The organism is Bartonella raoultii (assembly GCF_019659805.1).
Lineage (GTDB): Bacteria > Pseudomonadota > Alphaproteobacteria > Rhizobiales > Rhizobiaceae > Bartonella > Bartonella raoultii.
The window spans coordinates 1-25026 of the sequence record NZ_JAIFRO010000007.1 but is presented as its reverse complement, the minus strand read 5'-3'; the positions used below and the strand labels follow the sequence as shown (position 1 = coordinate 25026).

24 protein-coding genes and 3 tRNA genes are annotated in these 25026 nt (G+C 37.6%); 7 read left to right on the top strand and 20 right to left on the bottom strand.

Features of this window, described 5'->3' with window-relative positions; translation table 11 throughout:
- Position 1 precedes the first annotated feature (1 nt).
- The 10 genes from rpsS to rpsL all read right to left on the bottom strand — a co-directional run bounded on the left by rpsS (position 2) and on the right by rpsL (position 7403).
- Positions 2-280, bottom strand: coding sequence for a 30S ribosomal protein S19 (rpsS, locus tag K3248_RS06940; protein WP_004855734.1), 279 nt, complete (start codon positions 278-280; stop codon positions 2-4).
- 15 nt (positions 281-295) lie between these two features.
- Entirely contained in the window at positions 296-1129 is an 834-nt protein-coding gene (rplB, locus tag K3248_RS06935; protein WP_220717660.1) for a 50S ribosomal protein L2, read from the bottom strand.
- Positions 1130-1150: 21 nt separating this feature from the next.
- Complete coding sequence (locus K3248_RS06930; RefSeq protein ID WP_220717659.1) at positions 1151-1444, bottom strand: 50S ribosomal protein L23; 294 nt, start codon at positions 1442-1444, stop codon at positions 1151-1153.
- Positions 1441-2061, bottom strand: coding sequence for a 50S ribosomal protein L4 (gene rplD, locus K3248_RS06925; RefSeq protein WP_220717658.1), 621 nt, complete (start codon positions 2059-2061; stop codon positions 1441-1443). The genes K3248_RS06930 and rplD overlap by 4 nt, the downstream gene beginning before the upstream one ends.
- The gene (gene rplC / locus K3248_RS06920) at positions 2061-2801 is read right to left on the bottom strand and encodes a 50S ribosomal protein L3 (RefSeq protein WP_220717657.1); all 741 of its coding nucleotides are present in this window, start codon (positions 2799-2801) and stop codon (positions 2061-2063) included. The genes rplD and rplC overlap by 1 nt, the downstream gene beginning before the upstream one ends.
- 20 nt (positions 2802-2821) lie before the next feature.
- Complete coding sequence (rpsJ, locus tag K3248_RS06915; RefSeq protein WP_004855744.1) at positions 2822-3130, bottom strand: 30S ribosomal protein S10; 309 nt, start codon at positions 3128-3130, stop codon at positions 2822-2824.
- A 62-nt stretch (positions 3131-3192) separates the two neighbouring features.
- A complete protein-coding gene (gene tuf, locus K3248_RS06910; protein ID WP_220717578.1) occupies positions 3193-4368 on the bottom strand; it encodes an elongation factor Tu in 1176 nt (391 codons plus the stop codon).
- 62 nt (positions 4369-4430) lie between these two features.
- A complete protein-coding gene (gene fusA, locus K3248_RS06905) occupies positions 4431-6515 on the bottom strand; it encodes an elongation factor G (protein WP_220717656.1) in 2085 nt (694 codons plus the stop codon).
- A gap of 27 nt (positions 6516-6542) precedes the next feature.
- Positions 6543-7013, bottom strand: coding sequence for a 30S ribosomal protein S7 (gene rpsG / locus K3248_RS06900; protein ID WP_220717655.1), 471 nt, complete (start codon positions 7011-7013; stop codon positions 6543-6545).
- Between the two features lie 18 nt (positions 7014-7031).
- Entirely contained in the window at positions 7032-7403 is a 372-nt protein-coding gene (rpsL, locus tag K3248_RS06895) for a 30S ribosomal protein S12 (protein ID WP_220717654.1), read from the bottom strand.
- A 490-nt stretch (positions 7404-7893) separates the two neighbouring features.
- On the opposite strand from rpsL, the gene xth reads away from it, so the two are divergent.
- The 5 genes from xth to K3248_RS06870 all read left to right on the top strand — a co-directional run bounded on the left by xth (position 7894) and on the right by K3248_RS06870 (position 12089).
- Positions 7894-8676: an exodeoxyribonuclease III gene (gene xth, locus K3248_RS06890; protein WP_220717653.1), complete on the top strand. Its 783-nt coding sequence runs from the start codon at positions 7894-7896 to the stop codon at positions 8674-8676.
- A 117-nt stretch (positions 8677-8793) separates the two neighbouring features.
- Positions 8794-9699: a transporter substrate-binding domain-containing protein gene (locus K3248_RS06885; RefSeq protein WP_220717652.1), complete on the top strand. Its 906-nt coding sequence runs from the start codon at positions 8794-8796 to the stop codon at positions 9697-9699.
- Between the two features lie 158 nt (positions 9700-9857).
- Positions 9858-10610, top strand: a complete 753-nt coding sequence (locus tag K3248_RS06880; protein ID WP_220717651.1) for an amino acid ABC transporter permease — start codon at positions 9858-9860, stop codon at positions 10608-10610.
- Between the two features lie 2 nt (positions 10611-10612).
- Complete coding sequence (locus tag K3248_RS06875) at positions 10613-11329, top strand: amino acid ABC transporter permease (RefSeq protein ID WP_220717650.1); 717 nt, start codon at positions 10613-10615, stop codon at positions 11327-11329.
- Entirely contained in the window at positions 11298-12089 is a 792-nt protein-coding gene (locus tag K3248_RS06870) for an amino acid ABC transporter ATP-binding protein (RefSeq protein ID WP_371875521.1), read from the top strand. The genes K3248_RS06875 and K3248_RS06870 overlap by 32 nt, the downstream gene beginning before the upstream one ends.
- A gap of 94 nt (positions 12090-12183) precedes the next feature.
- Here the strand turns inward: K3248_RS06870 and K3248_RS06865 are convergent, their stop codons facing one another.
- The 6 genes from K3248_RS06865 to K3248_RS06840 all read right to left on the bottom strand — a co-directional run bounded on the left by K3248_RS06865 (position 12184) and on the right by K3248_RS06840 (position 19284).
- Entirely contained in the window at positions 12184-12975 is a 792-nt protein-coding gene (locus tag K3248_RS06865) for a tetratricopeptide repeat protein (RefSeq protein WP_220717648.1), read from the bottom strand.
- A 337-nt stretch (positions 12976-13312) separates the two neighbouring features.
- Positions 13313-16036: a valine--tRNA ligase gene (locus K3248_RS06860; RefSeq protein WP_220717647.1), complete on the bottom strand. Its 2724-nt coding sequence runs from the start codon at positions 16034-16036 to the stop codon at positions 13313-13315.
- Between the two features lie 134 nt (positions 16037-16170).
- Positions 16171-16737 (bottom strand): DUF2497 domain-containing protein, encoded by a 567-nt coding sequence (locus K3248_RS06855; RefSeq protein WP_220717646.1) that lies wholly within the window; start codon positions 16735-16737, stop codon positions 16171-16173.
- A 235-nt stretch (positions 16738-16972) separates the two neighbouring features.
- Positions 16973-18229 carry a TolC family outer membrane protein gene (locus K3248_RS06850; RefSeq protein ID WP_503826673.1) on the bottom strand — a complete coding sequence of 419 codons (1257 nt, stop codon included), beginning with the start codon at positions 18227-18229 and terminating at the stop codon, positions 16973-16975.
- A 97-nt stretch (positions 18230-18326) separates the two neighbouring features.
- Positions 18327-19001, bottom strand: a complete 675-nt coding sequence (locus K3248_RS06845; protein ID WP_220717644.1) for a protein-L-isoaspartate O-methyltransferase family protein — start codon at positions 18999-19001, stop codon at positions 18327-18329.
- A gap of 209 nt (positions 19002-19210) precedes the next feature.
- Positions 19211-19284 (bottom strand) — tRNA-Cys (locus K3248_RS06840).
- Positions 19285-19470: 186 nt separating this feature from the next.
- Between K3248_RS06840 and K3248_RS06835 the strand changes: the two genes are divergently transcribed.
- Positions 19471-19545, top strand: a tRNA-Asn gene (locus tag K3248_RS06835).
- A gap of 182 nt (positions 19546-19727) precedes the next feature.
- Here the strand turns inward: K3248_RS06835 and K3248_RS06830 are convergent.
- The 3 genes from K3248_RS06830 to ilvA all read right to left on the bottom strand — a co-directional run bounded on the left by K3248_RS06830 (position 19728) and on the right by ilvA (position 23236).
- Positions 19728-21107 (bottom strand): DEAD/DEAH box helicase, encoded by a 1380-nt coding sequence (locus K3248_RS06830; RefSeq protein ID WP_220717643.1) that lies wholly within the window; start codon positions 21105-21107, stop codon positions 19728-19730.
- A gap of 291 nt (positions 21108-21398) precedes the next feature.
- Positions 21399-21935, bottom strand: a complete 537-nt coding sequence (locus K3248_RS06825) for a hypothetical protein (RefSeq protein ID WP_220717642.1) — start codon at positions 21933-21935, stop codon at positions 21399-21401.
- Between the two features lie 35 nt (positions 21936-21970).
- Positions 21971-23236: a threonine ammonia-lyase IlvA gene (gene ilvA / locus K3248_RS06820; protein WP_220717641.1), complete on the bottom strand. Its 1266-nt coding sequence runs from the start codon at positions 23234-23236 to the stop codon at positions 21971-21973.
- 159 nt (positions 23237-23395) lie between these two features.
- Between ilvA and K3248_RS06815 the strand changes: the two genes are divergently transcribed.
- Positions 23396-23481: transfer RNA gene (locus tag K3248_RS06815), tRNA-Leu, on the top strand.
- A gap of 319 nt (positions 23482-23800) precedes the next feature.
- On the opposite strand, the gene K3248_RS06810 is transcribed toward K3248_RS06815, so the two are convergent.
- On the bottom strand, positions 23801-24754 hold the full coding sequence (locus K3248_RS06810; protein WP_220717640.1) for an outer membrane protein: 954 nt from the start codon (positions 24752-24754) through the stop codon (positions 23801-23803).
- Between the last annotated feature and the right edge of the window lie 272 nt (positions 24755-25026).

The following is a 25026-nucleotide window of genomic DNA, read 5'->3' as shown; positions in this document are numbered from 1 at the left end:
CTTATTTCCTCTTCGCTTTTTTATCTGCACCATGCCCATAATAAGTCCGGGTGGGAGCAAACTCACCAAACTTATGCCCAACCATCTCTTCAGAAACAGAAACAGGAATATGCTTATTACCGTTGTAAACACCAAAAGTTAAACCAACAAACTGTGGTAAAATAGTGGAGCGACGACTCCATATTTTTATAACTTCATTGCGCCCACTTGCACGAACCTTCTCTGCTTTTCCAAGAAGATAGCCGTCAACAAACGGACCTTTCCAAACTGAACGAACCACTTCAGACTACCTTTCTCATTTCTTACGCTGATGACGCGTACGCATAATAAATTTATCAGTGGCTTTATTGGAACGCGTACGCTTACCCTTTGTAGGTTTACCCCAAGGAGATACAGGATGACGCCCTCCTGATGTACGCCCCTCACCACCACCGTGAGGATGATCAACTGGATTCATAGCAACACCACGAACATGCGGACGTTTACCACGCCATCGTGACCGCCCTGCTTTACCATCATTAATATTACCATGATCAGGATTAGAAACTGCACCAACGGTTGCAAAACAACTGCTCGATACTAAACGCTGCTCACCAGAATTAAGCCGTAGAATAGCCATCCCTTGATCACGCCCAACCAACTGTGCGTAAGTACCAGCTGAACGAGCAATTTGACCACCTTTTCCTGGCTTCATTTCAACATTGTGAATAATCGTCCCCACAGGCATATGACCAAGTGGCATAGCATTACCTGGTTTAACATCAACATTTAAACCAGCTATAACAGAATCGCCCACACCAAGACGCTGTGGAGCTAGAATATAATCTAATTGCCCATCATCATAGCGAATTAATGCGATGAACGCAGTACGATTCGGATCATATTCCAAACGCTCAACTTTTGCGGAAATACCACGTTTTAAACGCTTAAAATCAACAAAGCGATAACTACGTTTATGACCACCACCTTGAAAACGAGCAGTAACGCGACCACGATTATTACGCCCACCCTTTGAAGACAAGCCTTCTGTTAATCTTTTTACAGACTTGCCCTTATAAAGACAAGAGCGATCTACAATAACAAGCTGACGCTGTCCTGGTGTAGTCGGATTGAAGTTCTTAAGTGCCATTATTCTTATCTCCGAACCTCTTTAAAGACCTGTCGAAACGTCGATAGACTGACCTTTGGTCAGTGTCACAATCGCTTTTTTAACATCACTTTGCCGACCAACAATGCCTTTAAAACGCTTTACTTTACCCTTACGGATTATTGTATTAACTGACTTAACTTTAACGCCAAAAAGCGCTTCAACAGCAGCTTTAATTTCAGGTTTTGTCGCTTTCGATGCAACATTAAAAGCAACTTGATTATATTCAGAAATCATAGTCGACTTTTCAGTAATAACTGGACTAACAATTATATCATAATGGCGAAGATCTGTCATTTAAAACGCTCCTCAAGAGCCTCGACAGCTGCTTTTGATAAAACAAGTTTGCTGCGACGCAAAATATCATAAACATTAATTCCTTGAATTGGTAAAATATCAATATTAGGAATATTAGATGCTGCTCGAAAAAAGTTATTATCAATTTCCTTGCCACCAATCAAGAGAGCATTATTGAAGCCAAGCTTAGAAAAACTGGAAACAAGTAACTTTGTTTTAGCATCTTTAACACGCAATTCATCAACGACAATTAAATCTTGCGCCTTTAATTTTGCTGACAAAGCAAGACGCAAACCAAGGGCGCGAATTTTCTTAGGAAGATCATGTGCATGACTACGAACCACCGGTCCATGGGCCTTACCACCACCTCTAAATTGTGGCGCACGAGCAGAAGAATGTCGAGCACGCCCTGTCCCTTTTTGTTTAAACATCTTAGCACCTGTACGCGACACATCAGATCGCCCTTGTGCTTGATGCGTTCCTTGCTGACGACGCGCAAGTTGCCAACGCACAACACGCTGCAAAACATCTTCACGCGGTACAAGACAAAAAACACTCTCGGAAACCTTTAACGTCCCAGCCTCACTACCATCAAGAGTTTTAATTACAAGATCCATTATTCGGCTCCCTCTATTTCAGAGCTTTCCGCCACTGGAGCAACCATTTCTGTTTTTTCCTTTACAAGACGACGAATACCAGCAGGTTTTGGCGCATTTTCAGGAAGACGTTTCTTTACAGCATCACGCACCAAAATCCAAGCACCTTTAGAACCAGAAACAGCTCCACGTACTAAAATTAAACCACGTTCAACATCCGTCGAAATAACTTCAATATTCTGTGTAGTGACACGTACTTGCCCCATATGTCCAGCCATTTTTTTACCTTTAAACACTTTACCTGGATCTTGGCACTGTCCTGTTGAACCATGAGCACGATGCGTAATAGAGTTACCATGCGAAGCACGATGCCCACCAAAGTTATGCCGCTTCATTACACCAGCAAAACCTTTACCTATACTCGTACCTGTCACATCAACTCTTTGTCCTGGAACAAAGTGTTCTGCTGTAATTTCAGTCCCTATATCAAGTAAATTATCAGGACTGACACGAAATTCTGCTATTTTAGCTTTTGGCTCAACAGAAGCCTTAGCAAAATGTCCACGAAGAGCTCGTGACGTATTTTTAACCTTAGCAAAGCCTACACCTAATTGAACAGCAGTATAACCATTCTTTTCAACTGTACGCTGAGCAACAACTTGACAATTCTCCAAACGAAGCACTGTTACTGGCACATGCTCACCAGCATCATTATAAATACGGGTCATCCCCAGCTTCTGTGCTATTACACCTGAACGCATCCGGTCTATTCCTTCTGTCCTCAGAGCTTAATTTCAACATCTACACCAGCAGAAAGATCGAGCTTCATAAGCGCATCAACTGTCTGCGGTGTTGGATCAACAATATCAAGAAGGCGCTTATGTGTACGCATTTCAAATTGTTCACGACTCTTCTTATCAATATGCGGACCGCGATTAACTGTAAACTTCTCAATCCGCGTTGGAAGCGGAATAGGACCACGGACATTTGCACCAGTACGCTTAGCAGTTGATACAATCTCACGCGTTGATGCATCGAGAATTCTATGGTCGAACGCTTTCAAGCGAATGCGGATATTTTGACTGTTCATGCTCTTTATTTCCTCGTCATCCAAAGCACCTATAAAATAAAAGTGCTCTTCTACAACCATATTCACTCAATGATTTTAGAAACAATACCTGCACCAACAGTACGACCACCTTCACGAATAGCAAAACGAAGCTTTTCTTCCATTGCTATTGGAACTATCAGTGAAACATCCATTGCAACATTATCACCAGGCATCACCATTTCTGTACCTTCTGGAAGTGTAACAATCCCTGTAACATCCGTTGTACGGAAATAAAATTGAGGACGGTAATTCGTAAAAAACGGCGTATGACGACCACCTTCATCTTTCGTTAAAATATAGGCTTCTGCTTTAAAACGGGTATGAGGCGTAACAGAACCAGGCTTGGCTAAAACCTGTCCACGCTCAATGCCTTCTCTATCAACACCACGAAGAAGTGCACCAATATTATCTCCCGCTTGTCCTTGATCCAAGAGCTTACGGAACATTTCTACACCTGTAACCGTCGTCTTTGAAGTAGGACGAATACCAATTATCTCAATTTCTTCCCCAACTTTAATAACACCACGCTCAACACGACCTGTCACAACTGTTCCACGACCAGAAATTGAAAAAACATCTTCTATCGGCATCAAAAATGGCTGATCAACAGGGCGTTCTGGAGTCGGTATATAATTATCAACCTCACTCATTAAAAGACGAACAGCATCTTCTCCTATGCTTTTATCTTTATCTTCAAGAGCAGCCAACGCTGATCCTTTAACTATTGGTATATCATCTCCTGGAAAATCATATTTTGATAAAAGCTCACGAACTTCAAGCTCAACTAATTCCAAAAGCTCCGCATCATCAACTTGGTCAACCTTATTAAGAAAAACAACAATTGCTGGAACACCAACCTGACGAGCAAGAAGTATATGCTCACGTGTCTGGGGCATTGGACCATCTGCTGCTGAAACAACTAAAATCGCTCCGTCCATCTGCGCTGCTCCCGTGATCATGTTTTTCACATAATCTGCGTGACCAGGACAATCAACGTGGGCATAGTGACGCTTCTCTGTTTCATATTCAACATGCGCTGTAGAAATAGTAATCCCACGCGCACGCTCTTCAGGTGCTGCATCAATTTGGTCATACGCTTTAAATTCACCAAAAAACTTCGTAATTGCTGCTGTTAAAGATGTCTTCCCATGATCAACGTGACCAATCGTTCCAATATTAACATGCGGCTTCGTACGTTCAAATTTGCTCTTTGCCATTTGAGCTCTCCATTTTCCGTCCAAACCAAGGACTAAGTTAAAAATTAATTACATAATCTAAATTACGCGTATTTCTTTTGAATCTCCACAGCAACAGCCGAAGGAACAGGCTCATAATGATCAAACTGCATCGTATACTGCGCACGCCCCTGACTCATTGAACGAAGATTATTTACATAACCAAACATATTCGCCAAAGGAACCATTGCATTCACAACTGTCGCAATGCCACGCGCCTCAGTTCCAGAAATCTGTCCTCTACGAGAGTTTAGATCACCAATAACATCACCAACATAATCTTCCGGAGTCACAACCTCAACCTTCATAATTGGTTCAAGAAGCTGTGCACCAGCCTTTTTTGCCCCATCACGAAAAGCTGCACGAGCAGCAATTTCAAAAGCTAAGACGGAAGAATCAACATCATGATAAGCACCATCAATCAAAGTTGCTTTTACACCAAGCATAGGGAACCCTGCAAGAGGTCCTGACCCCATAACACTCTCAATTCCCTTCTGTACACCAGGAATATATTCTTTAGGAACAGCACCACCAACAACCTTTGACTCGAAAACGAAATCATCACCATCATGAGGTTCAAAAATAATTTTCACACGAGCAAATTGCCCTGCACCACCAGATTGCTTTTTATGCGTATAATCAATTTCTGCCAATTTTGTAATTGACTCACGATAGGCAACCTGTGGCTGTCCAATATTCGCCTCTACCTTAAATTCACGTCGCATACGATCAACGATAATATCGAGATGAAGCTCACCCATTCCAGCTATAATAGTCTGCCCCGATTCCTCATCCGACTTTACACGAAACGAAGGATCTTCAGCCGCCAAACGATTAAGAGCAATACCCATTTTTTCTTGATCTGCCTTTGTCTTTGGCTCAATCGCAATTTCAATAACGGGCTCTGGAAACTCCATTCGTTCCAAAATAACAGGTTTCAAGGGATCACAGAGAGTATCACCTGTTGTCGTCTCTTTAAGCCCTGCGAGAGCAACAATATCACCAGCAAAAGCTTCCTCAATATCTTCACGAGAATTTGAATGCATTTGGAGCATACGACCCAAACGCTCCTTCTTTCTTTTTACAGTATTTTCAAGCGAAATACCCTTTTGAACTTTACCAGAATAAATACGACAAAAAGTCAACGACCCAACAAAAGGATCATTCATAATTTTAAAAGCAAGCATAGAAAGCGGAGCTTCATCTGAAGATTCGCGTGTTGTTTCCAACTCAGTCTTTACATCAACACCTCTAATCGCCGGAATATCAACTGGAGAAGGAAGATATGCAACAACAGCATCTAAAAGCGGCTGCACACCTTTATTCTTGAAAGCTGTACCACAAAGAACAGGATGAAACTGAACCTCTATTGTTCCTTTACGAATAAGAGCAACAAGCTGCTCATCTGTTGGCATAACGCCTTCAAGATAAGCCTCCGTAGCAGCCTCATCAACTTCAACCGCCATTTCAATGAGTTTTTCGCGATATTCTTCTGCTTTTTCTTTCAAATCAGAAGGAATCTCATCAATTACAGCGGAAGCACCAATGGAACCATCCCATTTTAATGCTTTCATCTCAACAAGATCAACTACACCCTCGAAATCATTTTCAGCACCAATTGGCAACTGCAAAACAAGCGCTTTAGCCCCCAATCGAGAACCAACCATTTCCACACTACGATAAAAATCAGCACCTATTTTATCCATTTTATTAACAAAAACCATACGCGGCACACGATATTTCTCCGCCTGTCGCCAAACAGTTTCTGTTTGCGGCTCCACACCCGCATTAGCATCAAGTAATGCTATTGCACCATCAAGAACACGTAGAGAACGCTCAACCTCAATTGTAAAATCAACGTGCCCCGGCGTATCAATAATATTAAAGCGTCGTTTCCGACCATCTCGCCCCTCCCAAAAGGTAGTTGTTGCTGCAGATGTAATCGTAATACCACGCTCCTGTTCTTGCTCCATCCAGTCCATCGTAGAAGCACCATCATGAGTTTCCCCAATTTTATGGCTTTTTCCTGTATAGAACAAAATACGCTCAGTCATAGTGGTCTTACCAGCATCAATATGCGCCATAATCCCAAAATTACGATAATCTTCAATTTTATATTCGCGAGCCATTCTATTTGCCTTAAATTTTAAACAAGCCTACCAGCGATAATGAGAAAATGCACGATTAGCTTCAGCCATACGATGAACATCTTCACGTTTCTTAACTGCAGAACCGCGATTATGCGCAGCATCCACCAACTCACTAGAAAGACGATCGATCATCGTCGTTTCATTACGTCCACGCGCTGCCGCAATCAACCAACGAATAGCAAGAGCTTGGCGGCGATCAGGGCGCACATCAATTGGAACTTGATAAGTAGCACCACCAACACGCCGCGAACGAACTTCAATATGAGGAGCAACATTATCTAACGCCTGATGGAATAAAGCCACAGGATCTTTTTTTACTTTTTTCTCCACGGAATCAAGCGCACCATAAACAATACGCTCAGCAACTGACTTTTTACCATCAAACATAATGGCATTCATAAATTTTGTAATAACCAAATCACCAAATTTAGGATCTGGATTAATTTCACGTTTTTCTGCTCTATGACGACGGGACATTAGCTTTGTCTCTCAATATTATTTTGGACGCTTTGCGCCATATTTTGAACGACGCTGTTTACGATTCTTGACACCTTGAGTATCAAGCAATCCACGAATAATGTGATAACGAACCCCTGGCAAATCTTTTACACGACCGCCACGAATCATTACAACAGAGTGCTCTTGAAGATTATGCCCTTCCCCAGGGATATAACCTATTACCTCAAATCCATTCGTTAAACGGACCTTAGCAACTTTACGAAGAGCAGAATTTGGTTTTTTTGGAGTCGTTGTATAAACACGTGTACAAACACCACGTTTTTGTGGATTCGACTGAAGCGCAGGAACCTTATTGCGCTTAACAGGCATCACACGCGGCTTACGAATCAACTGGTTTACGGTAGGCATGCAACCTTCCTCTTTTAAATCTAAGTTCACTTCACCCATTCGGGCTTTTTTCTATTTCTATCTATTCAATCCAATAAGAACAGATATATAAGCTTACACAGAAAATCGGGTAGAGCTGCTATAAACAGTTTACCCGACACAAGCAGAGAAGGCAAAAGCCTCTTGCACTCGCATTTGCTTTTAATCTTTTAAAACAATCCTCGCTTTAATGACCTTTTAAGAAAATATCCTAAAACATCATCATTTTCACGTCGACTGTAGTGGTTTTTAATAACTAGAACATATACATTCGTCAAGAACTAAACATCAGTTTTTTTTAAAAAGTGAAAATAAATTAAACAATAATGTCTGAATTTAGCTTTTTATGAGGACTTATGATAAATGAAATTATCATAGTAATATTTCCCTTAATAAGGGAAAACACAATATTATAGGGGACATTTATAAAAACACCTTTTAACAAGTTATAAAGATCTCTATGGTGAGCACCATGAAAATAGTAACGTGGAATATTGCCGGCATAAAAGCACGACATGAAACATTATATCAATGGCTACAAAACAATCAGCCTGATATAATCTGTCTTCAAGAAATTAAAAGTACCGATGAAAAATTTCCCCGAGACGCTATTGAAAGCTTAGGATACCACATAGAAACACACGGACAAAAAAGCTTTAATGGTGTTGCTATTCTTTCAAAAAAAACACCTGATGAGGTTATTCGCCGATTACCAGGAAATAGTAATGATGAGCAAGCACGTTACATTGAAGCAGTGTATTCAACCAATAAAGGAGCTATCCGTGTTGCATCCCTTTATCTACCAAATGGAAATCCTGTCAATAGTGACAAATATCCTTATAAAATAGAATGGATGGAAAGATTATATACACATGCAAAATCACTGCTTGCATATGAAGAGCCTCTTGTCTTAGCCGGTGATTATAATGTCATCCCTACTCCACTGGATGCAAAAAATCCTCAAGAATGGAGTCATGACGCCTTATTCCTTCCACAAACAAGACAGGCATTTCAACGAATTATTCATTTAGGTTTTTATGATGCTCTGCGCAACGTTACAGATATCCCTTCCTTTAGCTTTTGGGACTTTCAAGCTGGTGCATGGCCTAAAAATAATGGGATTCGCATTGACCACTTTCTCTTATCCCCAGAAGCTGTTGATCAACTCATCTGCGCTTATAGTCAAATAGAAGTAAGAGGCTATCAAAAACCATCAGATCATACTCCCGTTTGGATACACCTGAATTGCCTTTGATAAATTATAAAACTTGTTTTAAAAGAATAAAAAATCACTCGCTTAAGAGATTAAAAATGTGCTAAACGATGCAGTTTAGTATCAAAAATAAAAACAAGAAAATAAATGGAGGATAGAATGAAAAAATCACTGTTAACATTTATTGCAGTGGCTACCATCGGGCTGACAAATGTCGTGTATGCCGCAAATGATACACTAGAAAAAATTAAAAAAACAGGAGAAATTACTCTAGGTGTACGAGAATCATCAGGTCTAGCCTATGCTCTTGGTAACGGTAAATATGTAGGTTTCCACACGGAAATGGCTGAACGTATCATTGGCGATATTTCCCAAAAAATTGGCAAGCCAATTAAAGTTCATTATCTCCCCATTACATCACAAAATAGAATTCCTCTCTTACAAAATAATACCTACGATTTTGAATGTGGCTCAACAACAAATGATATTGCCCGAAGTAAAGAAGCAGCTTTTGCTTATACCACTTATGTTGAAGAAGTTCGGATTGCTGTAAAGAAAAACTCTCACATTAAATCTCTTACTGATTTAAATGGAAAAACAGTCGCAACAACCACCGGAACAACATCTGTTCAACTGATCCGTAAAAACAAACGTGCGAAAAATATTCACTTTAATGTCGTAAAAGGAAAAGACCATGGGGATAGTTTCCTCCTACTAGAATCTGGTCGTGCCGATGCATTTGTTATGGATGCATCAATTCTCGCTGGACATATTGCTAAATCCAAAAATCCATCTGATTATGTGATCCTTGATCCTATACTTTCAGTTGAACCAATTGCTTGTATGCTACGGTTAAATGATAAAAATTTTGAACACGCAATTAACGATAGTATTGTGCGTCAAATAAAAGACGAATCACTCAAAAAACTTTATGATAAGTGGTTTATGAAGCCAATTCCTCCTACAAATGCTATTATGAATCTTCCCTTATCAACATTAACAAAATATGCTTGGGAACACCCAAATAATAAGCCAAGAGAAAGCTATATAGAAAATAATTTATAGAATTTTCAAAAGCATAACCACACTCTATAAGAATTGCTATGTTCTTTAAAAATTGAATGTGGTTATGTTTTAGTTCATTTTTTAATAAAGTTTGCTTATATAAAGCAGTTAATTTATTACTCTGTTTGTAAATGACTTAATTTAGGAAATATGAATTAATGGACTTTTCTTTCCTTTGTAGAGATGATCTTACACAAACACTAGTAGCAGGATGTTTAGGAACTCCTGGCACAACGCACACTTATTTAGATACACTACTTGATGGTTTTAAAAATACAGTTTTATTATCCATCTCTTCACTAATTTTAGCTGTATTTTGTGGTGTTATTATAGGAACAATGCGCACTCTACCCAATAGCACTATAATCAATCGTGTCTTACGCACTATTGCTGGTATATGGGTGGAAATTATGCGAAATATTCCTCTCCTTGTACAAGTGTTTTTGTGGTATTTTGTTGTTCCCAAACTTTACCCACCTGCAGTAAAGTTCTCACCGATTCTCTTAATAACATGTGCATTGGGTTTCTTTACATCTGCACGTATTGCAGAACAGGTGCGCTCAGGTATTGAAGCGATTTCTTCTGGTCAACGCTATGCAGCTATGGCAATGGGATTTACAACTTATCAAAGTTATCGCTATGTTATACTGCCGCGTGCTATGCGTACAATCATGCCTCCTCTTACTTCAGAAGCAATGGGCATTGTCAAAAACTCATCTATAGCATTTGCCGTTTCCATAAATGAACTCATGCAGTTCCAATATCAAGCAATTGAAGAAATAAGCCATGTTTACGAAAACTATTTGCTTGTTACAATTCTTTATATTGTCATCGCGTTATTCATATTCATTATTATGACAGTGATTGAACAAATGCTCAAAGTTCCTAATTTTCAAACGGGAGAGAATTGAACATGATAGATTTTATAACCTCTCAGTTTGATTTGTACTTTCCTTTCAATTTTTCAGGCTTTGATTTTTCATTCTTTACCTTTGATATATTTCGTTCTTACATTGTAGAAGGCTTACTGTTTAGCATTTTTTTAACCCTTTTTGCGACAGTCTTTGGGCTTATTTTCGGTACGCTCTTAGCAATGATGCGGCTTTCTTCTTTTAAACTACTCTCTTGGCCGGCAATAATTTATATAACGGTCATGCGCTCAGTACCACTTGTCATGGTCATCTTATGGTTTTTTGTGCTTTTACCATTTCTCATTGGTGAATCGATCGGTGCCAATAAATCAGCACTTATTACCTTTACTGCATTTGAAACTGCTTATTTTGCAGAGATTATGCGTGCCGGCATAAAGTCAGTTTCGCAAGGGCAAAAATATGCAGGACAAGCTCTTGGAATGACATATTGGCAAAATATGTATATTGTCATTTTACCTCAAGCCGTTAGAGACATGTTGCCAGTCTTTTTAACACAAGTTATTATCCTTTTTCAGGATACAACTCTTGTTTATGCAATCAGCGGAAATAGCCTTTTAAATGGTTTTGATATCGTTGCAAATAATTTTGGTGTTAAGCAAGAAGCTTATGTCTTAGCAGCTATTTTCTATTTTGTTATCTGTTTTACATTGTCACAAATAGTTTTGTATATACAGAAAAAAGTATCTATCATTCGCTAACAGGAAAAAAAAAATGTCGACACATATGATTAAAATAAAAAATGTTTCTAACTGGTATGGCGAAGTTAATGTTCTTAAAAACTGCACAACAAATATTAATAAAGGAGAAGTTGTTGTAGTTTGTGGACCATCAGGGTCAGGTAAATCAACGCTTATAAAAACCATTAATGCTCTCGTTCCTTTTCAAAAGGGAGAAATTTTTATTAATGGAATACCTGTCCATTCAAAAAAAACAAATCTGCCTAAATTACGCAGTCAAGTAGGAATGGTATTTCAGCATTTTGAACTTTTTCCACATTTATCTGTCACAGAAAATCTCACAATCGCACAAGTTAAGGTCTTAAAACGCAGTAAAAAAGAAGCACTTGAGCGTGGTTTATTATATCTTGAACGCGTTGGACTTATCGAACATAAAAATAAATACCCAGGACAACTTTCCGGAGGTCAACAACAACGTGTTGCTATTGCACGTGCCTTAACCATGGATCCTCTTGTCATGCTTTTTGATGAACCTACATCTGCTCTCGATCCTGAAATGGTTGGAGAAGTACTAGATGTCATGATTAGCTTAGCAAAAGAAGGTATGACAATGATTTGTGTAACACATGAAATGGGATTTGCACAAAAAGTTTCTGAACGTATTATCTTTATGGATCAAGGAGAAATTCTAGAAGACTGTTCATCTAAAGAGTTCTTTTCTGCCCCAGAAGCGAGAACACAACGTGCCCAAGAATTTTTGTCTAAAATCCTAAGTCATTAATTATGATCTATGGAAAAAGCTTGTTCTATTGCAAAAGAAAATACAAGAATTTAAGTTTTTATACTGTTTCATTAAGGAATGTAACAATCAATACTCAAAAACTGTTATTTTTTAGAATATCCGCTGCCAGTGATATTATTGCACGTCTCTCAAATTCATTACAAGTAGCAAAAGCATGTTCTTGTAAAGGACGAATCCAGTCTTTATCTTTTGCATTTGCTTTTTTATAGGCTGCAGTTAACATCGCTACACCGCGAATGATATCTCCTTCTTGAAGCAACATATTTCCAAGCATTGCTTGAGCAGGAGGATTTCCTTTTTTTGCCGATAATTGAAACCATCGTGCTGCCTGTACAAGGTTTTTTTCTCTTCCTTCTCCGTTGAAAAATATTTTTCCTAAATAATACTCAGCCTGAGGATTTCCATAATTCACCGCAGCCTGCATATAAAGACGAGCGGCATAAGAAGGATTGGCTTTTACAGGCGATTGAGGGATACCTTTTTTGATATAGCCTGCAAGTTTAACTAACGCATCAGAAACATAGCTTTCATTCTCTGAACCAAGATCAGCACCTTTTTTAACAATATATGCAAAAAAACGATATGCTTGATAATCATCTTTCGCTACACCATCACCCTCTGCATAGATACAACCTAGTTTCCAATTTGCACCAATATGCCCCATATTAGCAGCACAGCGCAATGCTGAAATCGCTTGATTTATTTGTCCGTTTTTATAGGCAGACATACCACGTTTTAAAAAATAAAATGAATTATCAGATACTTTTTGCCAACTATTGACATTTTTTACATAAACAATGGAAAGAAGTCCTCCTAAAGTCAGAACAATCACAGATTTTTTCCATACCTCAAGCCTATTTATCATATAAAAAATTCCCCTTATCTTAGGCTTAATCATGATATCTGCTCACAACGCTCTCTATACGCAGCTACTTTTTTCAAAAAACTATTCCATAAAAAATGTATTTATTAAGAAATAATCTCAAAATAGCTGAACTCTAGCATAAACAAACTTTTGCCCGCAATAATCATAACATAAGAACGATTATAGAATGATAGCGATAATCTATAACTTTAATAGACACAAAATGGGGGTATTTTTATAAACTTTGCATAAGATCTTTCTAAGAAACACTAAAAATAAGATTGAAGGTAAAAAAGTTTCTTCAAAAATCTATAAATGAGCACAAGAAAGATAACAATCACGCTAGACGCTCTAAAGCAACAGATATTTTTTTCTGCGCTGCACGTAATTCTATAATCCTATTACGTTCCGCCTCAACAATTTCCGGTTTCGCATTTTCTATAAATTTAGGATTGTTTAATTTTATTGATACCTTTTCAATATCTTGTGTAATTTTGCTAATATCCTTCATCAAACGAGTACGTTCAGTCTCCAAATCAATCAACTGCCCTAATGGCAAACAAAAAATCGCCTCTCCTATAATCATTTGCGCAGATACAGTTGGAATTTTATCAGAAAAGTCAATTGTTTCAATACGCGCTAACCTTTTAAGAAGAGTATCATAATGCTGTATACGCTCTCTTGTTATTTTTCCTCCCTCTACAATAATAAGAGGTGCCAAAATACCTGCTGGAATATTCATTTCAAAACGAACAGATCGAATCTCACTGACAACATCAATAAGCCAATTAATATCAGCTGCTGCTTCTTCATCTATAAACGTTGCCTCTGGCCATTGTGTCAATGCCAGCATATCCTTACGTTCCATGCCTATTGTTTCTGTAAGAGACCAGAGCTCCTCTGTCATATGAGGCATAAAAGGATGAAGAATCTTATACACTTCATCTAAAACCCAAGCAGCACACGCTTGAGCTTCATTTTTAGCATCTTCATTTGAACCTTGAAAAATAGGTTTGAGAAGTTCCAAATACCAATCGCATAATGTATTCCAAATAAACCGATAAAGTATACTAGCAGACTCATTAAACTTATAGTTTTCAATACCGGCTGTTACAGCTAAAACAGTTTTAGACAATTCTGTCAAAATCCAGCGATTAAGAGCAAGCTTTGCCTTTTCTGGCTTAAAAGTTGGATCATGCTTAACACCATTCATTTCTGCAAATCGAGTAGCATTCCATAACTTCGTAGCAAAATTACGATAACCAGCAATACGAGAAGGATCAAGTTTTACATCACGTCCTTGTGCTGCCATAATGGCAAGAGTAAAACGAAGCGCATCTGCACTATATTGATCTATGAGCTCTAATGGATCAACAATATTGCCTTTCGACTTTGACATCTTTGCTCCCTTCTGATCCCGAACAAGAGCATGCACATAAACTGTTGGAAAAGGAACATCACCCATAAAATGAAGCCCCATCATCATCATACGAGCGACCCAAAAGAAAATAATATCAAATCCTGTAACCGAAAGAGAAGTCGGATAGAAGGTAGCTAATTCTGTCGTTTTATTGGGCCAACCTAACGTAGAAAAAGGCCAAAGAGCCGATGAAAACCAAGTATCTAAAACATCTGGATCACGCGTTAACTTAACCACTTTACCATAATGAGAAAAAGATGAATCTAAAGCTTCCTCTACAGTTTTTTCAACAAAAACAGTGCCATCAGGACCATACCAAGCTGGAATCTGGTGTCCCCACCATAATTGACGCGAAATGCACCAAGGTTGAATATTTTGCATCCAATTGAAATAGGTTTTTTTCCAACTATCAGGAACAAATTGCGTTTTGCCTTGATGAACAGCCTCTATTGCTGGCTTAGCTAATTGAGCAGCATTAACATACCATTGATCTGTCAAGAAGGGTTCTATAGGTACCCCACTACGATCACCATGGGGAACGGTATGGGGATGATCATCAACAGCAACTAAATAGCCTCTTTTTTCCATTAAAGAAACAATTTGATCACGCGCGACGAAACGATCAGATTGATCAAGCTGTTCTACCAATTTTTTTAATTCATCAGATAAAGTCAAACCATCAAAAAACTCTTCATTCCCATGAAGAAAAATCTCAGCTCTTTGTGTAAAAATATTGATTAAACGTAAATTATTTCGCTTTCCTACTTCAAAATCATTAAAGTCATGTGCTGGTGTAATTTTCACGGCACCACTTCCCTCTTCAGGATTGGCATGGATATCACCAACAATCAATAATCTACGACCAACAAGTGGTAAAAGAGCATTTTTACCTATAAGATTTTTATAACGTTCATCCTCAGGATTAACCGCAATTCCCGTATCACCAAGCATGGTCTCGGGGCGTGTTGTCGCCACTATTATAAAAGTTTCTGGATCATTCGGATCAAAAGTTTTATCTTCAAGTGGATATCTAAAATGCCACAAATGTCCCTTAACTTCTTTTTGTTCAACTTCAAGATCCGAAATAGCTGTTAATAACTTAGGATCCCAATTAACAAGCCGCTTATCCCTGTATATCAACCCCTGTTTATAAAGCGTAACAAAAACTTCACGGACGGCCTGAGATAACCCCTCATCCATTGTGAAGCGCTCACGTGACCAATCACATGAAACACCAAGACGGCGTAATTGGTTTGAAATAATGCCCCCTGTTTCATGACGCCATTTCCAAATACGCTCAACAAACTTTTCTCTTCCCATTTCTTGGCGCGTTGGCTCTTGACGTTCTGCAAGTTGACGTTCGACAACCATTTGCGTAGCAATCCCTGCATGATCCATACCCGGCTGCCATAATACATTCTTACCACGCATCCGTTGAAATCGCACAACAATATCTTGAATTGTCGTATTAAGTGCATGTCCCATATGAAGTGAGCCCGTAACATTGGGTGGCGGAAGCATAACACAAAAAGCTTCTTTGTTACTGTTCGAACCCACTCCCGCTTTAAAAGCGCCACGAGCCTCCCACTTCTTTGCAACGCGTCGCTCTATGGAAGCAGCATCATAGTTTTTCTCTAACATTCTCTCCACCCATAACGCCGCTGAAAAAACACTATATCATCAAAAATTAAACTACATCATTCCGCAAACTGTATTCATCATTGAGTCTGCAAAACAAGAGACAAAACTCTCATAAAAAATGAGAAGATAAAGAATTAAGATGATTTCTTAATTGCCTTAACAATCTCTTCCCGTAAAATATCTTCAAGTAAAATAGGCAATTTATCTTGTAACCATTCTGCTATAGCTGGACGCAATACATCCCTTGCAATCTTCTCTGCAGAAGAAATACAATATGCAGATAATTCTACACGTCCAGCAGCCATATTCTCCGATTGAGATACACGTGCCTCATCATTATATTTTTTTGCTTTATGAACAAAATCTTGTTCTTCAGAAGAAAGTTTCACCTTTTGCATATCTACGCCAACCGTATTATTTTCCGCTGTTATATTTTCTTTTTCTTGCGTTAAAGAAAAGTCCTGATTTTCAGAAGAAAGGCCAATACGATCAGCCAAAGCTTTCATCGCATCATCAACAGACAACGTCGTATCATAAACACCATCCGATGCTTCTGCTGAATGATTTGTAGAGGAATTCACCGCAACATTTTCACTTAAAAAGTGATCGGACTGAACTGCATTTTCTTCGATTATTTCGCGAATAGATGTCAAAATTTCATCCATACTTGGCTCACGTAACACGCTTGAACTCTGTACCATACTTTAAAACCTCTCAAAAACGCAACAACAAACAGAATCACACTCTTAGTGTAAGAAAAAGAATCATAAGATCAATAACTCTCTTTGTCATGTTGTCATGAAGAAAGTGCTCCACACAACTTTCTTCATTTATAAAATAGCACCTAACCACAGTTTTTTAACACATCCAATCCTTAATTAATTGATCTTTTTAAAACAAAATTATTCGTAAATTTGAAAGAATCGTTTTTTCTATTTATCGAATATATTTAACCTCTTTTAAGCCTAAATACTTTGCAGTTAATTTCCCAATAAATGATTGAACACTATAACTAGCAACCACAACATTCCGTTCTGCCATAGCAAGGGCAATCTGTGCATTAATTAACTGCGTTCGAGAATTTAAAACATCCAACGTTGTTGCCTGTCCCACATGGTTTTCTTGAATACGGCCTTTAAAAGCAATTTCAGCAGCACGAACACTTTCACGATATGCAATAACAGATGCGCGTGCCCCCTCTAACTGAAACCAAGCAGAAGTAAGCGCTTGTCTCGTACTACTCTTAGCCAAATCAAGCTGAAGATGTGCCTGCCCCAACTGCTCTTTTGATTGGCGAATCTGCGCAGAGGTACGCCCACCTTCAAAAATTGGAATATGCACTGATAATCCTATAGATTTAGAAACACCATCCTCTCCAACACCACTATAAATACGGTTATAAGAAGCTGCTGCAGAAAAATCAACTTTAGGAAGTAAAGCGCCTTCTTTTGCTTTTACATTATAAGAGCGTGCATCAATTAAATACTGTGCATAAAGAATTGCTGGATGTAACGCAACACTTATTCGATAAGCAGTATCAAGATTTACAGGCAACCCCTGTGCCACTGGTGGACGTTTCAATCTTTCAGGATCAGAACCAACAACCTGTCTATAAACAGCTTCTGCTGCTTTTACATCAGCACGTGCAAGACTAAGCTCTGAAACAGCCACAGAACGTGCAGCTTGCGCCTGAGAAAGATCAACACGCCCCCCTTCTCCCACATCAAATTTTGCTTTATTCGAACGAACTTGCTCTTCAAGAGCTGCCAAATTCTCTCTCCGAAGATCAGCAATACGACGCGCTTGATAGAGATTAGCATATGCCGTTACAGTATCTAAAAACACATTTTGCTCAGCATTACGAAGATATTCATGCTGCGCCTGTAACTTAAGCTGAGCAGCTAAAAACGTATTTTGCGTAATAAAGCCATCAAATAACCTTTGATTTAATTTTATCCCAATAGACCCAGAAGTAGTATAAGGTCCCATTACAGCCTTATTACGCCCATAGCTCCCAACTCCTTCAATTTGCGGCAATAAACCGGACCGTGCAATGACCACATCATCACTAGATATACGCACAGCTGCTCGTTCACTATTCAATTTAGCATTGTTTACATAAGCTTTAGAAAACGCATCCATCAACGTTTCAGCGCAAACCGCTCCTGATAGACAAACACTTAACAACAGCAAAAAACACGCCTGAAATTTTTTGTTTATTCTAAACACAATACTCACAATAACACATCCCAATATTACAAAACTATTTTTAAATCATAAAAAACAAGTACTAAAATACAAAATCAGGTGTTTTTAAAAAACCAGGAAGACGTTTCACAGCGAGATTAAAAGCACGGCGAGCTGAAATAATTTCATCTTCTTTTATATAGATTCGTGCAACACCAGCATTACCATGCCCTTCAACCACTACAAGACGTCCACCTTCTTTCATTTGATCAAAGATAGCTTCTGGAATAAAATCAACAGAACCCTCAATAAAAATTACATCATAAGGTCCCTCAGCGGCATAACCTTGTTCTAATGGTCCATGAACAACAACCACATTATCACATTGATTACGTTCTAAAATTTCAGCAGCTTGTTCCGAAAGAGTTTTATTCCCTTCTAAAGCAATCACAGATCCCGCAATCTTTGAAAGCAATGCAGCACAATATCCACTATTGGCCCCAATATCTAAAACGATATCAGATGGTTTAACAGCTGCAAGCTGTAATAATTTTGCCAAAGATGCCGGCCCCATTAAATAACAGGCAGGTAAACCACCTTGCGCTGGACATATAACAATATCACTATCAAGATAACTTAAAGCTTTCCTCTCTTGAGGTATAAAATCTTCACGCGGTACGATTAAAAATGCCTCAAGAACTGATAAATCCGTAACATCTACCGTACGAATTTGATTGTCAACCATTTTGCGACGAAGCTCTGCAAAGTCTGCAACCATAATGATTATTTTCTCCTACATACAAACAACAACAAACAAAATAGTGACAAGGAAGATTAAAAACCTTTTACTATGGATGTTGCAAAAAAGTACGCGACAGTCAACAATTTAGATTTTAATCGCATTTTCTGTCATATAAAAACGTTCTTACTATGGAGGGAAATAATTTCTTTCACATAAGATCCCCCAAAGCCATTTTAAAAATTGGCTGGAGGCCTCGCCCGGAATCGAACCGGGATACAAGGATTTGCAGTCCTCTGCGTAACCATTCCGCCACGAGGCCTCATCAACAAATATAGAAGTGTCAATAAGGGAAGGCAACGCATCCGTCAAGATATAGAAATCTTCTCTAATCTTTTTTCTTCTTTTTATGTAGTTTTTAATATTTTTTTTTAAAAAATATAATTTTATCCTTTGCAAATCAGTATTGCTTTGCTATAGCCCTTGCAGTGAGATAGTTGAGCGTTGTTCCCCGGTAGCTCAGCGGTAGAGCAACCGGCTGTTAACCGGTTGGTCGCTGGTTCGAATCCGGCCCGGGGAGCCACTTATTGTTTTAAGCAATGTAACTTACTGCTTTTAATAGTATTATTAGATTTAGAATATGAGAATGGAATTTTCTTACTATATCTCTTAAATTTCTTCGAATCAGAGATTCTTTCCAAGCTTATTTCCATTAGAGTAGTGCTGTAACGACTATTTTTGTCATTTATTTTCTTTAACTCTCATTCAAGCTGCCTTCTTTGCCATTCTTCTTAAACGAGAAGATTTCGCACGTTTTGCCCTTTTTTTGGCTTTTTTATATTTTTCATTTGCAGACGAAAAGTTGCTCCCCTGTGACTGTGCCAAAACATCTTTACATCCTAAAGATCGCTTCTGGGAGTTAGATTTCCTAAGATTTTTTTTACTTTTTTCTTTTTCTCTATCTTCTAGCATAATTGATTTTTCTGCAAATGCTGTAAATTGTTCTGGAATAGATTCGCGCACTAGTTTTATACGAATCAAGCGCTCTATAGAATCCAATCGCGCCTTTTCTACTTTTTCATCAAAAAATGTGAGTGCCTCACCAGATGCATCGTTGCGTCCTGTACGACCAATACGATGTACATAGCTTTCAGCTTCATCAGGTAAATCATAATTAATAACATGACTTATTTCTGCTATATCAATACCGCGTGCAACAATATCTGTCGCAATAAGAATCTGTACCGATTTTTCACGAAAAGCTTTTAAAGCTGATTGGCGAGCACTTTGTGATTTATTTCCATGAATTGTTGCGACAGAATAGCCACTTCTTTTTAAATGACGTGTAACAGAATCAGCACCATGTTTTGTCCGAGTAAAAACCATAACCGAAGAAAAAACTGGATTTTTTAAAAGCTTACTTAAAACATTCTTTTTTTCACAGGTAGGAATACAATATAATTTTTGGGTAACGCCAGCAGCTGTAGTTCCTTGAGGAACAACTTCTATTTTAATAGGATTATTAAGCAAACATTGTGCCAATATAGTAATTTCCTTCGACATTGTCGCAGAAAAAAGTGCTGTCTGATGATCTTGATGCAATAGCTTTGCAATCTGCCGTACATCATTGATAAAGCCCATATCTAACATACGATCTGCTTCATCTAAAACCAAAAAACGAGATTGAGAAAGATCAACATATTTTTCACGAATAAGATCTCTTAAACGCCCCGGCGTTGCTATTAAAACATCCACACCTGCTTCCATACGTTTAATTTGTTTTAAACGTGATACTCCACCTAAAATAAGACAGGTCGAGAGATGTGTTCCTTTTGCCATAATTCGAATTGTTTCATCAATCTGCACAACGAGTTCACGTGTAGGGGCTAAAATCAAAGCACGCGCAGTTTTAGGACAACGCTTATCACCCAAAGCCAAAATTTGACTCAGTATAGGTAAACCAAAGGCTAATGTTTTACCAGAGCCTGTTTGTGCAATACCTAAGATATCATGTCTTTTTAGCATCACAGGGATAGCTTGTTCTTGAATAGGCTTTGGTCTATATATACCAGCTGTACGCAAATTTTTATTCAAAAGAGCGGGCAAACCCAACTTAATGAAAACATTTTCTCTACTTATATTCAAAATAAAATCTTTCCTCAGCTTAATAATTCTCAATGAAGAGTAATAAGCTAATTTTCTTGTTCAAGAATCCGCAAAAAGAAATATTGACCTATTAAACGAGTGAAGCAGTTCCTGAAAAAGTGATTTGCGCAACCCACGCGTACCCTAGAATAAGGATAAAGATGCATAAATTCCATTTTATAAAAAGCTCACGAACCGGCTTAAACATCTTTAATTCTATTATGATAGTATTATGCTAAAAAAGCAAGGGATTTGTAAAAATTATTGAACAATAATAAGAAAACAACATTTTTATCTATTATTTTTTATAATTGTTTCCTTTGGTAAATGAACTCTTTCAAAATCAGGATAAATCTCAAGAAAAACTGGATTTTGTACTGTTTTCTGACCACCGTAGATTAAATACCACTTGTTTTCATCAAAAATCGCCAAAGTCTTATAGAGAACGGTGTGCTCTTTTGCTTCAAGTATCGTAGGAATTAAAGCATAAAAACTCCCCTTATCTGTTTGTTGATATTCTACATTTGTTTCATCTAAATGATAAGTGCCAGAAGGAAATCTCTCAAACTGTACGCGAATCTGCTTAATTAAACTATCACGTAAATTATCCTCTGTCGTATTCAATCGACGCGCCATTTCTTTATAAAGCCGATCCGGCATATAAATAGAAAGAGACTCAAAGTTTCTACTTTTTATGGCGTTATTAACATCAATAATTAATCTTGAAAGTTCAGCTTTTTGTATTGCCATTGGTTCAATTGCCAAAGTTGGTTTAGCAATATTGAAAAACAAAAACAGACTCAGTACAAAATAAAAAAGAGATCTCATTTTATATTTCTTATTTTCATAAAAATTTTAATTGTTCAAATAACGAAATCAAATAATGTTTGATCATCAGTAATATCACGATAAAGCCAACCTAAAGCTTGGAATCTTTTCTCTAAAAGAGAAAAGTTATCGTATTTTTTTGTTTCAATTGCGACCAATACAGAACCGAAGCTTCTCGCTGATTTTTTAAGATACTCAAAGCGTACGATATCATCATCTGGAGATAATTGCGCAAGAAAATGACGTAATGCACCAGGATGTTGTGGAAAACTAAAAATAAAATATTTTCTCAATCCCTGAAAACGTAGTGAACGCTCTTTAATATCTGGCAAACGTTCAAAATCAAAATTTCCCCCTGAAACAACAAGAAGAATTTTTTTGCCTTTTAACTCTTCAGGAGCAAAACTATTAAGAGAATCAATTGACAAAGCACCCGCTGGTTCAAGAACCACACCTTCAACATTAAGCATCTCAACCATTGTAGAACAAATACGATTCTCAGGAACTGTAATAACCGAATCTGGTGAAAAATTTTTCAAGATCTTATAATTTAGCACTCCAATTTCAGCCACCGCAGCACCATCCACAAATGTATCAATTTTTTCAAGTTTGACACGTTTTCCACTCTTCAGACAAGCAAGTAAACTTGCAGCTTTTTGTGGCTCAACAAAACGAAGCTCTGTTTTCCAATCATATTCACTTAAAAATTTGCTTATACCACTGGCCAAACCACCTCCACCTACCGGTACGATAATCAAATCCGGCTCACTTTCTCCATTACGTTTTTTCCATTGTGAAATAGCTTCACATAAAACTGTCGCCTGCCCAGTAATAATATGCATATCATCAAAAGGCGGTGCCATCACACCACCACTCTGCTTAGCAAAGGATTGTGCTGCCTCATAACACTGATCAAACGTCTCGCCAGCAAAACGAATATCAATAAATTCTTTACCAAAAATGCGTGTCTTATCAATTTTCTGTTGTGGGGTCATCACAGGCATAAAAATCACGCCTTTACGTTTAAAATAGCGACAAACAAAAGATAGCCCTTGGGCATGATTCCCCGCCGATGCACAAACAAATGCACTATCTTGCGATACCTTACTAAGCATTTCTGAAACAAAATTGAAAGCACCACGAATTTTATAAGAACGCACCGGTGTTAAATCCTCACGTTTCAAATAAATCTCTGCATCATATTTCTGACTTAAAAAATCATTTCGTTGAAGTGGTGTTTCAGCAAATACATGATGCAAAGCCACCATCGCTTTAGTTACGTCTTGAATAAATTTGCTCATAAACACCAATCACTTCATGCTGTATTAATATTATACAACCTTCTTCTAACTATAAAGACAACTTTTGTCAGTTAAAATCTTACAAAAAATGAAAAGTTTCTTTCTTGTTCATTAGTTCTTGATTCAACAAAAGATATAGCTTATGAGAGGTCTCTTATCGCGGACGTGATGAAAACGGTAAACATAGCAGACTTAAAATCTGCCGGTCGAAGACCTTGCGGGTTCAAGTCCCGCCGTCCGCACCACTCTAGGTGAGTTTTTCCTTATTTCGTTTTAAAAAGTGAAACGGCTTTTTGTACCATTATCGTAATGTTATCTTATAGAAAACTGTAACAATAAAAAATGCGAATCATATTGCCTTTGATAAGCATCTGGCTATGCCATATGAATCTGAAAATTTTTATTCTAAACTATAAACACCTAAAAAGAACTCTTTATACTTTACCACAATAACTTAGAATTATTTGAAGTTTGGGGGCTATAAAGCTCTATTTTATAAGAGAGCAAAATACGATAGAGGTCCTATCTTGATAGGACCTCTTAAGTCATTTTAATCTTAAAAAACTAAAATTTGTAAGCTATTCCGACCCGAAAATCATTCGTTTTATACTTAAGTTCAATTTCGTCTTTAAATTTCTTCTTACCCAAATCAGAATAACGGTATTCCGCACGTATGATCATATTATCTGTCATTGCAAAGTCAACACCACCGCCAATGGTATAACCAACCATTGTCTTCGTAACATCTGATACTTTATCAAAGGGATCTTCTCCTGTAATTGAGATCGATAAAATATCCTGCAACTGTCCATAAGCAATACCACCAGCTATATAGGGTAGCATACGACCAGCAGAATAACCAATACGTACGCGTGTAGCACCGGTCCATTTTTGTTTCAAAGTATGAAAAAATGATATACTATTTTCTACCTCTTTTTTATTCTTCACAACTGACCGAGAAACTCCACCAACATAACCTTTCATAACCTTTGCTTTTTTATGATGTTTTGCTTTGCTCTCTGTACTTGCCTCATTATCAGATCCCTCATTATCAGATCCACTCGCAGTGGATTCAGTGCTTGATTCAGTACTTGATTCACTACTTGATTTCTCTGTAAGGATAGTACTTTTTGTATCCTTTTTGTTAGATAAAAGTATATCCGTATCAATTCCTAAAATAAAATGATTATCGAGCCCTAAATTAACACCTGCATAAAACCCACCTAAAAATCCAGAAAGTTTAGGCATATACTTTTTATCAAGTGCTAACCATTCCTTATTTCTACTACTTTCATCAGGATAAAGAGGAATATCAACATTAGGTACGGTTGCAGAACTTTTGCTCGAAAAATTACCAACTTGAGCTCCCAAATAAACACCTGTCCAAGAAAAAGATGGAAAAACCTTAACTGATGAAACGACCTGCTCTGATTGCTGAGGAACTATCACATCTGCAGCTTGGGCTACAGAAGTTGAAACGAAAGCAAAAACGGATGCTGTTATAAATTTTGTATTCATAAAATTATACCCCATTACTATTGTTTAAACATAATAAAAATCATATTTAGAAAGAATAAAGTACTAAAAATCTTATGTCGCAAATTATATATACTTCGCTATATTTACATCAAAATTAAATATTATCAAATAAATTTTGATCAAAATTATGATTTAGTCTATCAGAAATACTTAAAAAACTGAAATTAAACTATAGAGTCTATTATAGATTACTCTAAATAATATGAAAATAAAATACTTAGATTATGAAGTTATTGTACATGATTTTAAAT

Coding starts and splice junctions, on each gene's coding strand:
- rplB (WP_220717660.1), bottom strand. CDS start 1,129: ATGGCACTTAAGAACTTCAATCCGACTACACCAGGACAGCGTCAGCTT.
- K3248_RS06930 (WP_220717659.1), bottom strand. CDS start 1,444: ATGACAGATCTTCGCCATTATGATATAATTGTTAGTCCAGTTATTACT.
- rplD (WP_220717658.1), bottom strand. CDS start 2,061: ATGGATCTTGTAATTAAAACTCTTGATGGTAGTGAGGCTGGGACGTTA.
- rplC (WP_220717657.1), bottom strand. CDS start 2,801: ATGCGTTCAGGTGTAATAGCACAGAAGCTGGGGATGACCCGTATTTAT.
- rpsJ (WP_004855744.1), bottom strand. CDS start 3,130: ATGAACAGTCAAAATATCCGCATTCGCTTGAAAGCGTTCGACCATAGA.
- tuf (WP_220717578.1), bottom strand. CDS start 4,368: ATGGCAAAGAGCAAATTTGAACGTACGAAGCCGCATGTTAATATTGGA.
- fusA (WP_220717656.1), bottom strand. CDS start 6,515: ATGGCTCGCGAATATAAAATTGAAGATTATCGTAATTTTGGGATTATG.
- rpsG (WP_220717655.1), bottom strand. CDS start 7,013: ATGTCCCGTCGTCATAGAGCAGAAAAACGTGAAATTAATCCAGATCCT.
- rpsL (WP_220717654.1), bottom strand. CDS start 7,403: ATGCCTACCGTAAACCAGTTGATTCGTAAGCCGCGTGTGATGCCTGTT.
- xth (WP_220717653.1), top strand. CDS start 7,894: ATGAAAATAGTAACGTGGAATATTGCCGGCATAAAAGCACGACATGAA.
- K3248_RS06885 (WP_220717652.1), top strand. CDS start 8,794: ATGAAAAAATCACTGTTAACATTTATTGCAGTGGCTACCATCGGGCTG.
- K3248_RS06880 (WP_220717651.1), top strand. CDS start 9,858: ATGGACTTTTCTTTCCTTTGTAGAGATGATCTTACACAAACACTAGTA.
- K3248_RS06875 (WP_220717650.1), top strand. CDS start 10,613: ATGATAGATTTTATAACCTCTCAGTTTGATTTGTACTTTCCTTTCAAT.
- K3248_RS06865 (WP_220717648.1), bottom strand. CDS start 12,975: ATGATAAATAGGCTTGAGGTATGGAAAAAATCTGTGATTGTTCTGACT.
- K3248_RS06860 (WP_220717647.1), bottom strand. CDS start 16,036: ATGTTAGAGAAAAACTATGATGCTGCTTCCATAGAGCGACGCGTTGCA.
- K3248_RS06855 (WP_220717646.1), bottom strand. CDS start 16,737: ATGGTACAGAGTTCAAGCGTGTTACGTGAGCCAAGTATGGATGAAATT.
- K3248_RS06845 (WP_220717644.1), bottom strand. CDS start 19,001: ATGGTTGCAGACTTTGCAGAGCTTCGTCGCAAAATGGTTGACAATCAA.
- K3248_RS06825 (WP_220717642.1), bottom strand. CDS start 21,935: ATGAGATCTCTTTTTTATTTTGTACTGAGTCTGTTTTTGTTTTTCAAT.
- ilvA (WP_220717641.1), bottom strand. CDS start 23,236: ATGAGCAAATTTATTCAAGACGTAACTAAAGCGATGGTGGCTTTGCAT.
- K3248_RS06810 (WP_220717640.1), bottom strand. CDS start 24,754: ATGAATACAAAATTTATAACAGCATCCGTTTTTGCTTTCGTTTCAACT.